Annotated in this window: 15 protein-coding genes; all 15 read right to left on the bottom strand. The window is 40.5% G+C overall.

The annotated features are described in order from the left end of the window. Positions 1-5: 5 nt before the first annotated feature. A complete protein-coding gene (locus JOC33_RS07160) occupies positions 6-1,616 on the bottom strand; it encodes an amidohydrolase (protein ID WP_239534055.1) in 1,611 nt (536 codons plus the stop codon). Positions 1,617-1,785: 169 nt separating this feature from the next. Then, entirely contained in the window at positions 1,786-1,992 is a 207-nt protein-coding gene (locus tag JOC33_RS07155; protein ID WP_205091815.1) for a DUF6501 family protein, read from the bottom strand. A 67-nt stretch (positions 1,993-2,059) separates the two neighbouring features. Next, positions 2,060-2,779 carry a DNA/RNA nuclease SfsA gene (gene sfsA, locus JOC33_RS07150; RefSeq protein WP_205091814.1) on the bottom strand — a complete coding sequence of 240 codons (720 nt, stop codon included), beginning with the start codon at positions 2,777-2,779 and terminating at the stop codon, positions 2,060-2,062. 68 nt (positions 2,780-2,847) lie between these two features. Next, a complete protein-coding gene (locus JOC33_RS07145; RefSeq protein WP_205091813.1) occupies positions 2,848-3,459 on the bottom strand; it encodes an alpha/beta hydrolase in 612 nt (203 codons plus the stop codon). Positions 3,460-3,463: 4 nt separating this feature from the next. After that, complete coding sequence (locus tag JOC33_RS07140) at positions 3,464-4,372, bottom strand: VOC family protein (RefSeq protein ID WP_205092455.1); 909 nt, start codon at positions 4,370-4,372, stop codon at positions 3,464-3,466. 111 nt (positions 4,373-4,483) lie between these two features. Further along, the gene (locus tag JOC33_RS07135; protein WP_205091812.1) at positions 4,484-5,536 is read right to left on the bottom strand and encodes an AbrB family transcriptional regulator; all 1,053 of its coding nucleotides are present in this window, start codon (positions 5,534-5,536) and stop codon (positions 4,484-4,486) included. A gap of 32 nt (positions 5,537-5,568) precedes the next feature. Further along, positions 5,569-6,144: a TetR/AcrR family transcriptional regulator gene (locus tag JOC33_RS07130; protein ID WP_205091811.1), complete on the bottom strand. Its 576-nt coding sequence runs from the start codon at positions 6,142-6,144 to the stop codon at positions 5,569-5,571. A gap of 77 nt (positions 6,145-6,221) precedes the next feature. Further along, positions 6,222-7,007 (bottom strand): TerC family protein, encoded by a 786-nt coding sequence (locus tag JOC33_RS07125; RefSeq protein ID WP_420825702.1) that lies wholly within the window; start codon positions 7,005-7,007, stop codon positions 6,222-6,224. Positions 7,008-7,097: 90 nt separating this feature from the next. Further along, positions 7,098-8,060, bottom strand: coding sequence for a peptide-methionine (R)-S-oxide reductase MsrB (msrB, locus tag JOC33_RS07120; RefSeq protein WP_205091810.1), 963 nt, complete (start codon positions 8,058-8,060; stop codon positions 7,098-7,100). Positions 8,061-8,145: 85 nt separating this feature from the next. Beyond that, positions 8,146-8,673: a VrrA/YqfQ family protein gene (vrrA, locus tag JOC33_RS07115; protein WP_205091809.1), complete on the bottom strand. Its 528-nt coding sequence runs from the start codon at positions 8,671-8,673 to the stop codon at positions 8,146-8,148. Between the two features lie 65 nt (positions 8,674-8,738). Continuing rightward, entirely contained in the window at positions 8,739-9,419 is a 681-nt protein-coding gene (locus tag JOC33_RS07110; RefSeq protein ID WP_205091808.1) for a uracil-DNA glycosylase, read from the bottom strand. Between the two features lie 443 nt (positions 9,420-9,862). After that, entirely contained in the window at positions 9,863-10,111 is a 249-nt protein-coding gene (locus JOC33_RS07105) for a DUF2584 family protein (protein ID WP_205091807.1), read from the bottom strand. Between the two features lie 63 nt (positions 10,112-10,174). Continuing rightward, positions 10,175-10,531 carry a DUF5365 family protein gene (locus JOC33_RS07100; RefSeq protein WP_205091806.1) on the bottom strand — a complete coding sequence of 119 codons (357 nt, stop codon included), beginning with the start codon at positions 10,529-10,531 and terminating at the stop codon, positions 10,175-10,177. Between the two features lie 73 nt (positions 10,532-10,604). Beyond that, entirely contained in the window at positions 10,605-13,718 is a 3,114-nt protein-coding gene (locus JOC33_RS07095; RefSeq protein WP_205091805.1) for an AAA family ATPase, read from the bottom strand. A gap of 1 nt (position 13,719) precedes the next feature. Further along, complete coding sequence (locus JOC33_RS07090; RefSeq protein WP_205091804.1) at positions 13,720-14,871, bottom strand: exonuclease SbcCD subunit D; 1,152 nt, start codon at positions 14,869-14,871, stop codon at positions 13,720-13,722. Positions 14,872-14,973: the final 102 nt, after the last annotated feature.

Genomic DNA, 14,973 nt, shown 5'->3' with positions numbered 1-14,973 from the left:
TCGTATTATGAGGAGTTTTTTTGAAAAACCTGTTTTCCACGAAACCAAGTTTCTTCTACCACTATGTCCTTTACCTGCTCAGGCGGAGTTTCTTTTGGATTACGATCAAGCAAAACAAAATCGGCTTGGTATCCTTCTGCAATTTTGCCTTTTTTATAATGGGAAGATTCTAATTCAGCAGGAATTACTGTAAAGCTGTTGTAAGCGTCATCCAAGGATATTTTTTCCTGTGGCATCCATCCCCCTTCTGGAGTTTCCTTTAAATCCATCCGAGTAACAGCAGCATATATGCTTTCCATCGGGTTAATCGATCCGATCGGGAGGTCAGAGCTTAAAGTAATAGGTATATGACTTTTCAGCATACTTTCATATGCATCACAATATGGCAGCAGGTCCTCCGGTGTCCATTTACCCTTATCCTGCCATTCTTCCATTAAAAAGGAAGGCTGGGTTTCAACAAAGGGCTTAAGTTTTTCCATTCGGGCAATAAGGTCCGGTGCCAAACATTGAGCATGAATAATGCGGTGCCTTAATGCTTTTGTTCGGGCTTCCGGCTGTTCTAATGCGGTAATAGCTTCCTCGACAGCCCTGTCACCGATAGCATGCATCGCCACCTGCATGTCATTTTCAGAGGCAGTCCGGATCATCTCATTTAGTTCATCCTGACTATAAACCAGCGTACCTTCTGTTGACGGATTAACAGGATAAGGATTTCTCATTGCGGAGGTGAACAGACGCTGGGTACCATCAAGGAAAATCTTGATTGCACCAACTTTTACCTGCTCGGTCCCATCTCCTGTTCTTTTATTGTCCCGCTCAATAAACCTGTCGAGGTCCTGTCTGTCAAAAATATAATGATGAAGGTGGACATCAATTGGCAATTCATTTTCTTTCTCAAGTTCTGTATATGCCTGCCATAGATTATCAAAAGACTTGATGAAATTAAGGTCATCAGTATGCACAGAAGTAATCCCATATTCAAGCAGGTAAGGGAACGCCTGTTTCAGAGCTTCTTTTGCATCCTTTACTGACCGTCCCCAAAAGTGCCGCTTGATATAATGGACGGCAGTATCCTTGAACCTTCCATTCCAATTCCCATCCTCGTCAGTTTCCTTAAAAAAATCAGGCTCTTTTTCAAACTCTTTTTCTTTTCTGACCAGGTTCAGTGCCTTCCTGCTGATAACACATTCGTGACCGTCCTGATGTAAAAAAAACATATATTTGTCAGGGAAAATCTCCTCTAAAGTATCAGCAGTCAGCAGGTTATCAATGTCATCGAAAGCGCCGTCATCGAAACCCTTACCAAAAATCCAGTCTCCTTCCTCCATTTCTTTATAATGATTTCGAACGGCATCTTTCATTTCGTCCCAGGAAGTCACTTCAGTCAAATCAAGCTCTTTTTTCAAGAGGCCATAACGAAGTAAATGCATATGGCTGTCATTAAATGAGGCGGTAAGTGTTCTTTCATGTCCATTCTTAACTTCTTGTCCGCTGCCTGTGAACCTCCCTTGATAGATTCCAATTATTTTACCGTCTTCTATTTCTACATGGTGAATACCTGTTCTTTCCGAGTCATATGGCTGGTATATATAAACATTATCTAAAATCACTACCATCAACCTGCCTTTTCTGTTATATATCTCTATGAAGTTACCCTAAGTAAATTGGACTAAAACATTCCCTTTAAATAGTTGGAATTCTGTATTTCAGGCATCCATACTGATAACTTTCTCGATTACAAAAAAACGGCCGGGACATGTGCCCGACCGCTGTTTTTTACTAGTTTTATGAGATTTCTTTGAAATAGAATTTATAGAATCCGCCGATTCTTCCGCTATTATCAATAAGGAAATAAAATTCTTCGGTTTCGTTCTTAACATCATATACTTTTCCGGGTGTCAGTACATATTCGACAACGAATTTTTTTGCTTCGTTATGAATGCATTCGACTTTTTTAATCGTAGCACCTGTTTCCCATTGTTTGTGAATCATAACACTCATCCTTTTTCCTTTTGTGTTTTCAATCATATCTGTTTTATTGGAACAACACAAATGATGCCTATCCTTGAGAAAAAACAATTTCGCCTTTATAACGAATTCCACTTGGATCCAATTTGCAGCCGATGGCTCTTATGTTTACACCGGCTTTCCTGGCAAGCTTGATTGCCGCTGCAAAGTCTGGATCAATCTCATCTGCAACAGTGACCGCGCAGATATCTTCCCGCTGGGCTACAAACAAAATGGCAGTATCCATATTATTATTTTTTTGGATAGCTGTTAATTTTTCCACATGCTTTTTCCCACGATCTGTTACTGCATCCGGAAATCTTCCTTCATCCTTGGTCTTCCATGTTACACTTTTCACCTCCAGCACCAGTTCCCGCCCATCCTTTTCCAAAAGAAAGTCGAAGCGTGAGCCTTCATACTGAAATTCTTTTCTTATAAAGTTCCAATCACGAAAAGATGGAATTTGTTTACCTTTCAAAAGTACCTCAACAAGTTGGTTGGCAACAAGGGTATTTAAGGATACCAACGCTCCTGAAGCAGGGTCTTCTGCCATAACAGCAGACCAGTTTGTTTTCCTGCCAGGATCGTTGTGGTGAGTTAAATATACTATCGTTCCTTTTATCAACAATTTCTTTAGTCGGCCCGGATCTGGCAAGTGCACCCTTACCTGTTTGTCAGCATCAATTAGTTGACAGTGAATGATAAATCGGTTGGGCCGTTCAACGAATATTGACTGGTAAAGCTTTTTATGTGCAAATGAAATACCTGTCATTCACCCACCCCTTTTTCTAAAGAAAGCTGTCTTTCCTGTTTGGTAAGACAGCTGAATCATAGCTAAACTTAAAACTTATCTTTATACCACACTTTAGCTTCATTTACTTCTTTTTCTGTCAGTTGATGCCCCCTATTCTCCCATAAAACCCGGACATCTGCCCCGGCATCCTGAAGAATTCGTTTAAGTTCTTCTGTTTCTTCTGGGGGACAAATCGGATCATTTTTTCCTGCCCCAATAAAAACAGGAGTATCGCCCAAATCTGGAAGTTCAATTCCGCGTCTTGGTACCATTGGGTGAAATAACACTGCCCCGTTTAGAACATCCCTATAATGGAATAACAAACTACCTGCAATATTTGCGCCATTTGAATAACCGACGGCAATTACATTGCTTCTATTGAACCCATATTCGTCGGCAGCTTCGTCCAAAAATTGATGCAGCTCATCCGTACGTTCAATCAAGTCTTCTTCATCGAAAACACCTTCACGAAGACGTTTAAAAAATCGCGGCATGCCATTTTCCAATACATTACCACGGACAGATAATACAGCTGCATCAGGATCAATCATTTCTGCAACGGGAATTAAGTCACGCTCGGTTCCTCCTGTTCCGTGCAGCATAAGGAATACCTTGTCATTATTTCCCTTTCCTTTATGAAATACATGTTTCAATTTCATCCTTCTACCTCCTTGTAATATCAGGGAGTAATTTTTCAATCATAGGTCGCTTCGGCTCTAACCATGCTGGCAGCTTCAAACGGTTACCCAATTCCTCTAAGGCTTCATCTGCTGTGAATCCAGGAGGATCTGTTGCTATTTCGAATAAAATCCCCCCGAATTCATGAAAATAGACCGATTTAAAATAGTCTCGATCCATGACAGGAGTTACCCTCAGGCCTAATGTAATTAAATATTGCTGCCATTTCTCCTGTTCAGCTTCATTTTTTGTACGAAAAGCTATATGATGAACAGTCCCTGCACCACTTTTAGCAGGCTTTCCACTTTCATTTTTAACCCATATAAAGGAACCGACGCTGCTTGATTCGGTAACTAATAAAGTCACATCATCATTTTTCATTTGCACCTGGTATCCCATTTTTGTCAATACATCTATTGTGCTGCCTGGAGATCGGCTATCCAGTACAGCTCCCTTGATGCCAAGAATATTATGCTGTTTAGGGAGAATGCTCGCATGCCTATCTTCAGTAGGATAATCTATTTCCGATACGGCCAGCTTCACCCCTTCTGGATCTTCGAACAATAAATCTTCTTTATATATATCTATTTCGACATTATTTTTGTGTAAATGATCTTTCCAAAAAGGCATGGATCCATTCGGAACAGCAAAGACGATACGATCCACCTGCCCTGTACCAGCTTTCCCCTTCACAGCCTGTGTAATCGGGAAAAATGTCATTATTGTGCCAGGATTTCCAAAATAATCACCAAAATATAAATGATAAACACCCGGGTCGTCAAAATTGACTGTCTTTTTAACCAGTCTTAACCCTAGGACATTTTCATAGAAGTCAATATTGTGTTGCGGATCTTTCACGATAGCTGTAATATGGTGGATTCCTGCTGTTTTCATACTCACCTTTCCACCTCCATTATATTTTCTATCAATATAAGCATAAATGTCTCAGTTTCAAACTTTATATTATCTTTAAATCAAGATAATGTCAAAGAGAATTGCTTTCTCTCATGAGTGTGCTGAAGCGCCTTTTGTCAGCTTAAAAACCAGCCAGGGCAACACTAGTGGTATCAGAAGAACAATGACCAGGAGCCTGATTATTTGGAGAGAACTGACAATAGATGGGTCACCACCTGCTTCTTTCGCCGTCAGAGCCATTTCAATCAAACCTCCCGGGGCAAGACTTAAAATCGCTGTAGGCAAAGACATGCCCGTCCAAATACTTAGTAGATATCCAAATCCAAAAGATATCCCAATTAGAAAGATAGACAGCGCAAAGTAATAGAGACAATAACTCCCAGCTTTCCATAAATCGATTATGGATACGGAATTTCCTAGATATACACCGAGACACAACTGTGCAAAAACAAATATGATATTCGGTACTTCAAATAATGGAAGTCCTGCCGTTTCGCAGCCACCGACAATCAGCATTGGGACAATTACTAGGGAGGCCGGAATCCTTTTCTGCAGGTAATAACCTACTATAATAGAGGTTAAATATATGGCAATAGTATACCATTCACCGTTTGGTTCTGGTGGTTGAGCTATATTTCCCTGGCTACTTTGGCCGAAAAACTCCGTTGCCACAAAAGGGATCGCAAACAGTACTGTGACCAGACGGATGGTATGCAATATAGTGACCAGGACTGTATTTCCACTCAGTGAATCACTCAAGGCTAGCATTGCGGACAGTCCTCCCGGCACACTCCCAAGCATACTCGTTTTCGCATCTATTTTTATCCATTTTGTAATCAGGTAAGCGTTTAATAGACTTACAAATATTAGTGTCAATGTAAGTATCGTGTAAGGCAATAGATATGGAGTTACGTTTGCAAAAGTGTGAGTAGTAAAAGTACCGCCAATCTGAATCCCGAGTAAACCAAAACTAACATTCCTTAGCTTTAGAGAGGCTTCAGTCTTGTATTTTGTTGTAAGTTTATAAAACAGTAAAAAAGTAACTGGTCCTAAGATCCATGGAAGTGGAAGCTTCATGATTTGGAAGGCCAGTCCACCTAAAACCGAAATTACATAAGACAAAATATAACGTTCAACTTTCATAGGTCCTATCCCTCTTTGAATTCTGCAAATGATTACTTCGTGTCCTTCCCCATCCCGTTATGAATCAGGCTGAAAAGCTGGTCAGCTAACAACTGCTCACCTATACCTTTCTGGCGGAAAAGAATAGAATGGAAGATCAAATCAGCTATTACGACAGTATGTATATCTGTCCTCCACCTTTCTTGATCCTTTGCTTCTTCAATCCAGGCGGTCATTTTTTTATAGGCATATTGATGCTGTTGAAACAGTTCCTTACGGTAATTGATGATGGAGGATTCCTCCTGGCATCTAACCTGTGCGATAATTTCATTTATATGATGGATCTGGGTGAATTCCAAAAAGATATGCAATAATTGATGCAACTTTTTTTCAGGTGGCTGATTATCCTCTATTTCATCTATTCGGTCATTGATTTTAACCATAAGATCTTTCATATACGACAGAATTAATTCATGTTTATTTGTATAATACTCATAAATGGTGCTTCTACTGACATTCAGCATCTCAGCTAAATCTTTGAAATGGAATGCGTGTATTCCATTTTCCACGAGTAATTCTTCTGTGGCCTGGAACAGTTCATCATTGGACAGTGCTTTTTTTCGACCCATTTTCTTATTCCTCCAAAACGAATACTGCTTTAAGTATAGCAGAAGCTTTTATGACATTGAAAAAAGGAACCCATATTTCAGGGTTCCTTTTTATCATCTTTATTTCTATCTGAGGAATAGAACCAGCCAACTAATGCGATAGCTGCCAGTATTACCCAAAATATCACTTTCCACCATACGGACTCTGGAAAATGTTTCGGGATGATTTTCAGATTAGGATGAGCGAGCACGTGCACCGCTAATTTGACACCCACCCAAGCAATGATTACATAGGCAGCATTTTCTAACCCGGGTTTACGTTCCAACAGCCTGATGAAATAAGATGCTGCAAAACGGATTAAAACTACACCTGTCATACCAGCAACAAATATTACCATAAATTTGGCACCATCCATTCCTCCTATTGAGGTAAAACCGGTATCAGGAAGCGTTGTAGCAAGTGCTACAGCAGCTAAAATTGAATCGATGGCAAAGGCGATATCCGCTAACTCCACTTTTAAAACCGACATCCAAAAACCCGAACCTTCATTCTTTTGTTTCTTCCCTGATCCATCTGAATCCTTTGATTTCTTTTTCTTATTTTTCCATAGGTTACGAACGGCTATATAAATCAAATAGGCAGCTCCAAGCGCCTGGATCTGCCAGATATCAACCAGGAACGAAATTAAAAATAAGGAAGCAAAGCGAAAAACTACTGCTCCCCCAAGCCCGTAAAGCAGTGCTTTTTTATGCTGGTCCTCAGGCAGATGTTTGACCATCATCGCCATAACCAGCGCATTATCTGCTGCAAGGACTCCTTCCAGCCCAATCAGAACCAAAAAAACCCAAGCATATTCAAGTATTATTCCAGAAATAGTAATCACTCCCTCCACTACTCCCTATATATCCCGAAGAGAACTCAAGTTAAACAAAAAAATCCTGCCAGCTTTTCTACTGACAGGTTAAAGGCAGGGTTAACGGAATAAATACTTATAGTCTTCATAGCCTTCTTTGTCTAATTCCTCTTTCGGGATAAACTTTAAGGCTGCAGAATTTATGCAATATCTTATACCGCCTTTATCTTCAGGTCCATCCTCGAACACATGACCAAGATGTGAATCAGCCTGTTTGCTTCGTACTTCCGTCCTGATCATCCCATGGCTTGTATCTGTATTTTCAGCGATTTGTTGTTTTTCAATCGGTCTGGTAAAGCTTGGCCAGCCACAGCCAGCATCATATTTATCCTTAGAACTGAATAGAGGCTCCCCGGAAACGATGTCAACATAGATCCCTTCTTCTTCATGATCATGGAAGTCATTTCTAAATGGAGGTTCTGTTCCATTTTCCTGGGTTACTTTATATTGCATATCTGTCAATGTCTCGCGTAATTTTTCTTTATTTTTTTTAATTCCCCAATTTTCTTTAATGAAATCTGCTCGCCCAGACCCTTTTTTATACAGTTTATAATGAAAGGACTGTTTTTTATAATAATCCTGATGTTTTTCTTCAGCAGGATAAAAGGGTTTTGCCGGCAATATTTTTGTAACAATAGGTTTTTTGAATTTTCCACTTAATTCCAATTCATGCTTGCTTTTTTCAGCTGTCATTTTCTGTTCTTCATCATGATAAAAAATAGCCGTCGTATAATGCTCGCCACGGTCGTTGAATTGGCCCCCGGCATCTGTAGGATCTATCTGCTGCCAAAATATTTCGACTAAGCGCTTATAAGGAAAGACCGATGGATTGTACGTAATTTCAACGGCTTCTACATGACCTGTATCTTTAGTGAAAATATCTTCATACGTAGGATTTTCCAGATCGCCGCCAGTATATCCAGAAAAGATGGCTTCAATCCCTGGAAGTTCATCAAAAGGTTCCACCATACACCAGAAACATCCGCCGGCAAATGTCGCCTTTTTTAGTTCATTCAGTGCCATAGCTAAGGCCTCCCTGTAGAAAGTTGTTGGGTTATTGTTCTTATTCTTCCTCCTTTATGAAAAAAAATCAAGTCACATGCACAGCTCAAATATATAACTTGGGCTGTGATGTACCTTGATTGTTTCGTCTGGATGATGCGGATACTTTTTCTGCACCTTCTGATTGGCTATTGTTTTTATACACTTTTGGACGATTGTCAGCAGGCTGGATAGATACTGGTTCACCTTTATCTTTTTCAACACCATTGTTAGGCGTACTATCTTCTTCTTGGTCTTCCTCATCAGGTTCACGCATAATTTTCCAGAGATTAAACAACATCGGCAAATTTTTGACCATCGGCCCATACTGCTGAATCATTGGTGTTGCTGTTTGCGCTACTTTCATAACCTGCTGCATATTGCCGAGCATAGAAGCAAAATCGGTTCCTCCTCGGGTCACTCCTGCACCAAGTCCCCCCTGGGCACCTCTTCCCGCTGCACCGGAGAAAAGTTTAGTTAAAAAGCCTTGTTTAGGTACAGCGCCATATGGATTCATTCCCTGCCCGATTTGAAAAGGAGTCCGCCCGAAAAATCCAGGACCACCGCCCATCGGAGTTCTACCAGGTGGAAACATAAACACCCCTCCGTACTAGTCATTATAGAATACTATATGCAACTGATATCGAATGGCATGGGCGTTCAATCAGGATTCTCTGGCAAGCGCCAATCAATCGGGTGTTCTCCGCTTTCAACAAGGAAGCGGTTGGCCTTCGTAAACGGTCGGCTCCCGAAAAAACCTCTGTGTGCTGATAATGGGCTGGGGTGAGGCGATTTGATAACAAAATGTTTTCTCTCATCTACAAAAGAAGCTTTCTTCTGTGCATGACGTCCCCAAAGTATGAAAACTACTGGCTTTTCTCGTTCATTAAGTACTTCTATTACTTTGTCCGTAAACTGTTCCCACCCTTTTCCCTGGTGGGAATGTGCCTGGTGGGCCCTGACAGTAAGCACATTGTTTAAGAGCAAAACACCTTGTTCTGCCCATGATTTTAAAAACCCATGATTCGGTGCAGTGATTCCCTGATCAGCCTCCAGCTCTTTAAAAATATTTTTTAAAGAAGGAGGAATATCAATGCCAGGTTGGACCGAAAAGCTGAAGCCATGAGCCTGCTCAGGTCCATGATAAGGATCTTGCCCAAGGATGACTACTTTTGTTTCTGCAAAAGGTGTTGAATGAAAAGCTTCATAAATATTATGCATGTCAGGAAAAACGGTCTGATTGTTATATTCTCTTTTTAAAAATTCTCTTAACCGCTGGTAATACGGCAGCTGAAATTGATCATTTAGTAAAGGTGCCCAATCATTATGTAGAATTTCCATTCCAATACATCCTTTCTATCCTGGAAATGGAAGGGGCTGTCCCATTAGTCTTAAATAGACATATGGGCAGCCCATTGTTTTTTACACTTTTAAAAAAGTTTAACTTTGTTAAATGATTAAAGTATAAGTAAAACTAAGGCTTTCGCCATAAGAATTTGGCGATAAGCCAAGTTTTTCTAATTGTTGATACCGGGAAAGTATGACAAGGAAACGATCCCTCTCCACAGGGAAGTAGAAAAGGCTCCTCGTCTGCCAAGACTCTCTGCCAAAGCCAGCAATCAACAATGCAAAAATTCTTCTACTTTCACATGCGAAAAAACTACAAAGAATAGTAATTCTTTGTGGTTTTTCATTCAGGATCTCATTGAAATAATGCTTTCAAAAACTATCAATATTTCCCGGGCAACCGCAGGATATGACCCATTTTGCCTAGTCTGTCAGAATTAATTGACACTATATAGCGAAATAAGTTGATATTTGCAAATGGTCCGTCCATCACGGAAGATGATTTCGACAATTTTCCCTATTCCAATTAAATCAGCCTTGTCATTTCGCTTTATTTCTATATTTTCTCCCATGGGAAATATACGGTATCCTTCAAAATCCATTTCAAAGATGTTATCAGCCTGATCAATGCGTTTTTCTTTCCCGTGGGTAATCAAATTCCATTCCATCGTAAATGGGGATGGCATGAGATGATTCCTCCATTCACATCTATTATTATCCTAGCCAAAACCTTTATAGGATACAAGTGTTTAGTGATGACCATAAGAATTTTCGTTAGGAAAATCAAAAACTGCTGTATCAAAGGGAAATGATAAACCGTGGGATTCTAATATCTGCTTGTTTTCATGGAATAATTTTTCTGACTGCAGCGACACATTCTGTCCGGGGAGTAACAGGTGAATGAGTGTCTGGAGGGCGATTGTCATTGAAATGATATCCCCCTGATCCTTAGCTTCAAGCTCTGGTAACAAAAAAATATCGGCTTGATCCAACTTCTCCATATAAGCTTGGGAAAAATAAGCAGGCAGAATGTTTTCTTGAAAATACGTCCATAGACTGGTTAATTCCTCAATTTGTTTATCTGTTGCACCATTAATCACTTTCATTGGAAACGTCCTCTCTGAATCTATCATTGCATCTAATAATATATCATGAGAAAGGGACCTGAATAAAAAGTAATTAATGGAATACGAATTTCACAGATGACCCTTCAGGGCTCGGAGTAATTTGAAGTTTTGCCCTTATTTCCTCTTTTAATTGCGGCACATGGGAAATAATACCGAGCAGCCGGTTTCCATCCTGGAGTTCTTTAAGACACCCAATCGCCTGCTCAAGTGACAATTCATCTAAAGTTCCGAAACCTTCATCAATAAACAACGTATCCAATTGGACACCTCCTGCATGAGCCTGCACGACATCCGCCATTCCCAGAGCCAGACATAACGCGGCCTTGAAACCCTCTCCTCCAGACAGTGTTTTTACAGATCGCTGTAAGCCTGTATGATGGTCCATCACTTCCAGATCCAAGCCACTTTGTGCTCCGCGCTTTGCTACCTGGTCACTCCTGATCAGTTGGTAGCGATGATCCGTCATTTGATCAAGTCGGATGTTTGCCTGCATAAGAATTTCATCGAGAAAAGAACTCAATACATACCTTTCAAACGATAACCTTAAATGATTTTCACCCTTTGCAAGATCTGCAAGCTCTCCTATGTCATAGTATTCCTCCTGAAGGTCTTTTATTTCCTCCCAGAGCATATGGACTTCCGAATGGACATTTTTAAGAGATTGAAGCTCCATTTGCACGGCATTTATATGTTTGCTCATATTCTCTTTCACTTGTTCAGCCTCTGCCCAATTTCTTTTTGAATCCTCAAGGTCAGGCTCTTCCCGATCTTGAACTAGAGTTTCCAATTCAGCCGCCTGGTCGGTTACTGCTCCCAGCCGTTGCTTATAATTATCAATTTTCTCTTTCATCTCTGAAACATTTTCCTTAGGCATCTTGCTTTGCTGATAATCATCTGGCGTCATGAATCCGTACTCTTTTAACAATTGTATAAATGTACCTTTGGTTTCCTCCACAGCATTATTAATGTCTGTCAGATGTGAAGTAGATTCTGAAACTTCTGCATCCATCCGCTGGACCTGTTCTTTCAACTTCTCATGCTGTGCCTGTGTCTCTTCCCATTGTTTTACTTGATTAATATAGTCTTTTTCCAACTCAACAACCTCTTTAGAAAGTTGCTCTTTCGATTCAAGTTCGTGGCTCAGACCCTCTTTCAATTGTTCCATCAGCGCTTCTAGCTTAATAGTTTCCTTTTGTAATAGGTGCTGCTTCTCTGTTTGCCGATTTATTTCCTTTTCTGTCTCTTCCATATCTTTTTCTAGTTTCTCAGCTTCCTCTGCCGCCTTGAAAATGTATGTCAGTTTTCTTTCAATACTTGCTTGCTCTTCTTTTATTGCCTTCACTTTTTCGCGCTGTTTCGCCAGTGCTTTTTTTATTGCTTCTTCCGTCAACTCTGGTAGAAGGTCTGCTACCTCCTCAAAGGCCGATTCTGTCAGCTGTTTATGGGAGCTACCGTCCGATTTTATTTGGATATAATCGTTTTCTTCCTGTTTGACAGCCTCTTCCTTCCATTTAACTTTGCTTTGCAGCTCCTCCACTTTCTCCAAAGTAGCAATTCCTTCTGGTCTATTAGCTGGAAATGGGTGATCGGTTGAGCCACACACAGGACAGGGCTCGTTCTTGTGGAGCGAATGACTTAATAAATAAGCATGATGTTCATTTAAACCGGCCTGCTCCTTCTCCAGCTGATGCTTTGCTTCTTCAAGTTCTGATTTATTCCGTTCATACCTGTTCTTAAAAACTTGGTAATCTCTTCTTAAGCGAACAAGCTTATCATGGAGTTTTTCAACCTTCTCTAACCCCGCCCGCTTTCTCTGTTCCTCTTGGAGCAACTCTTTTATTTCATAAAGAGATTTGTTGGCCTCGTTCGCCTGCTTAGCAATGGATTCTTTTTGGTTTTTTTCTTCTGTCAGGGCAGCTTTATTTTTTTCCATCTGTTCGAGTAATTTATCCTGTCTGGACAGTTCGTCAGTCTTTTGCACTGATTGCTTATATAAACTGCCAATTCGTTCTAACTTCTCTAACTCCCCTTTCTTCACCCTGATTTTTTCTTTTTGTTGTTCTCTTTCTTCTTCCTTGTCCGCTTCTTGCTTATAGTTGGAGCTGACAAGTTCAAAGTGTTCCCGTTTATTCTTCAAATCTCTTTTCTTTTCTTCGAGGTTTTTATTCAGCTTCTCGTATTCTTCCTGGCGCTTTCTCCAAAGTTCTTCATATGGGGCTATTTCCAATGCTTTCTGGGCATTTGTCCATTGTTTTTCGATATGTTGTATACTTTCTCTTCTTTCAAGAAGATTCTGTTTTTCTTTCTGGTATTCTCTTAAAAGGTTGAATTTTTCCTTGAGCTGTCTATCCTGATAAAATGCTTCCTGAGCTGATTCCACCGTTTTCGCCTGCTGTTTATATTCAGCTTCCAGCTTCGTAAGGTCTTTCAAATATCGCTCCATTATATTTGAGATTTTCTCCATCAGTTCTTTGTTATCACATTCTTCTATGTTCACTTCTTCCTGCTGCCAGTCTATTCGCCCTGCTGCCTGGGAAATTTTCCATTCGTGATTTTCAATATTCCCTTTTAATTCTTTTGCCTGGCGTTTCAAAGATTCCGTCAACTGCTCATAAAAATGAGTATGGAAAATACGCTGGAGAATTTCCTCCCGCTCCTTACTGTTCTCTGATATGAGTTTGCGGAACTCTCCTTGAGGGATCATTATCATTTTACGAAACTGTTCATAATCCAGGCTGATCATTTCTTCCAGCGATTCATTTACATCTTTGATTCGGGAAGCAACCAGTTTCTCCCCAGTTTCTTCAAGAATATATAACTCTGCCCGTGAAGGTTCTTCTGTAAAACCTTCTCCCCGGTCCTTTTTCTTTTGCTGCCTCGGGGATCGGATGACACGGTAGGTTTTCCCTCGAAGCTGAAAAACGAACTCCACCATTGTCTGTATTTGTATAGGGGCAAAGTGACTCCTTAACGTATCCTGATCCCGATCGCTTCCGCTTGCTTTCCCGTATAAAGCAAAACACATCGCATCGAAAATAGTTGTCTTTCCTGCACCTGTCGGACCTGTAACAAGGAATATAGACTCGTCTTTCAATTGATTAAAGTCCACTATCTGTTCATTACGATATGGGCCGAACGCAGCCACTTTCAGTTTCACTGCTTTCATACTATTTCACCCGCTCTTCTTGCATAAGATTGGAAATCAATTCTTGCATCTGCAATTTCCGTTTTTCAGGTATTGCTTCCCCTTTCATTTCTTCATAAAAGGAAGCAAATAATTCTGTATGAGACATTTCTTGCCTTTCTTTAATTTTCTTCAAGTCCTTTAATTGATTTTGGGAAACATTTACTTTTCTCTCCAACCGGAGAATATTAGGGTATTTTTTGCGGAGCTTTCCCATCGGATCTACTAATTGTCCATCATCCAACAAGCGAATATGAAGGTAATTTTCGTGATTTCCGGCGAGATTTTTTTCAAGCAATTCATCGAAATAACCTTCTACAATTTCCAGATCGCGTCTTGGTGTAAGGGGAATCTGACGCTGGTACTGTCCTTGTTCATCCAATTCAACAACCGTTACCCCTTTTTTCTGGTCAGCCTCTGAAAACGAATACTTCAAAAGTGAACCACTGTAACGTATGTGGTCATGTTTAACTCGCTGGGGCTGATGAAGGTGTCCTAAAGCCACATAAGAAAAATTCTTAAACAGCGAAGCATCCACATAGGGACTCCCACCAACCATAGTAAGCCTTTCCTCTGATTCCGTTTCCATTCCACCTGCTAAGAAACTGTGGCCCACCCACACATGACGGTCGTTCATATCATAATTAGATTCTATGTATTTCACAATGGCTTCCATGGCCTGATGATGTGTTTGAATAGTATCATCATCCATGAACTCCCTTACTTCTGCGGGTTCTATATAAGGGATAAGATGAAAGTGCACGGGGCCGTAATCATCTTCTAGAGTGACCGGACTGTACCCAGACCTTAACCTGGTATTAATATACAAATGATTGGCTCGGAATAGACTGGAACCGAATTCGAGCCTATCAGGGCTATCGTGATTTCCAGATATCGCCAAAACCGGTATTTTAAGCTCAAGCGTGAGCTTTGTCAATGTAGAATTCAGAAGCTCAACTGCTTCCCGCGGGGGGATAGAGCGGTCATATAAATCCCCTGCTATGATTATTGCATCCGGCTTTTCCTCTTCTACAACATTCAGGAATTGATTCAGGATAAAACGCTGATCTTCTGTCATATGTAAGTTATTTACAATTTTCCCCAAATGCCAATCTGCCGTATGTATCAGTTTCATGCTATCCCTCTTTTCTATATATAGAGCTGTCTATATACCATTATATACGAACATGCGCTCTGTTTCATTAGGCACCCTTACAAAAAAACGCACAGATTAGTC

This window comes from Thalassobacillus pellis, from assembly GCF_016908295.1.
Classification (GTDB): domain Bacteria; phylum Bacillota; class Bacilli; order Bacillales; family Halobacillaceae; genus Thalassobacillus; species Thalassobacillus pellis.
This window is presented reverse-complemented; position numbering and strand designations above follow the sequence as displayed.

Bases quoted from the DNA above. Each gene is read 5' to 3' on its own strand.
- vrrA (WP_205091809.1), bottom strand. From the start codon at position 8,673: ATGTTTCCACCTGGTAGAACTCCGATGGGCGGTGGTCCTGGATTTTTC.
- JOC33_RS07145 (WP_205091813.1), bottom strand. From the start codon at position 3,459: ATGAAATTGAAACATGTATTTCATAAAGGAAAGGGAAATAATGACAAG.
- JOC33_RS07155 (WP_205091815.1), bottom strand. From the start codon at position 1,992: ATGATTCACAAACAATGGGAAACAGGTGCTACGATTAAAAAAGTCGAA.
- JOC33_RS07140 (WP_205092455.1), bottom strand. From the start codon at position 4,372: ATGAAAACAGCAGGAATCCACCATATTACAGCTATCGTGAAAGATCCG.
- JOC33_RS07130 (WP_205091811.1), bottom strand. From the start codon at position 6,144: ATGGGTCGAAAAAAAGCACTGTCCAATGATGAACTGTTCCAGGCCACA.
- JOC33_RS07105 (WP_205091807.1), bottom strand. From the start codon at position 10,111: ATGCCATCCCCATTTACGATGGAATGGAATTTGATTACCCACGGGAAA.
- JOC33_RS07135 (WP_205091812.1), bottom strand. From the start codon at position 5,536: ATGAAAGTTGAACGTTATATTTTGTCTTATGTAATTTCGGTTTTAGGT.
- JOC33_RS07110 (WP_205091808.1), bottom strand. From the start codon at position 9,419: ATGGAAATTCTACATAATGATTGGGCACCTTTACTAAATGATCAATTT.
- JOC33_RS07160 (WP_239534055.1), bottom strand. From the start codon at position 1,616: ATGGTAGTGATTTTAGATAATGTTTATATATACCAGCCATATGACTCG.
- JOC33_RS07090 (WP_205091804.1), bottom strand. From the start codon at position 14,871: ATGAAACTGATACATACGGCAGATTGGCATTTGGGGAAAATTGTAAAT.
- msrB (WP_205091810.1), bottom strand. From the start codon at position 8,060: ATGGCACTGAATGAACTAAAAAAGGCGACATTTGCCGGCGGATGTTTC.
- JOC33_RS07095 (WP_205091805.1), bottom strand. From the start codon at position 13,718: ATGAAAGCAGTGAAACTGAAAGTGGCTGCGTTCGGCCCATATCGTAAT.
- JOC33_RS07100 (WP_205091806.1), bottom strand. From the start codon at position 10,531: ATGAAAGTGATTAATGGTGCAACAGATAAACAAATTGAGGAATTAACC.
- sfsA (WP_205091814.1), bottom strand. From the start codon at position 2,779: ATGACAGGTATTTCATTTGCACATAAAAAGCTTTACCAGTCAATATTC.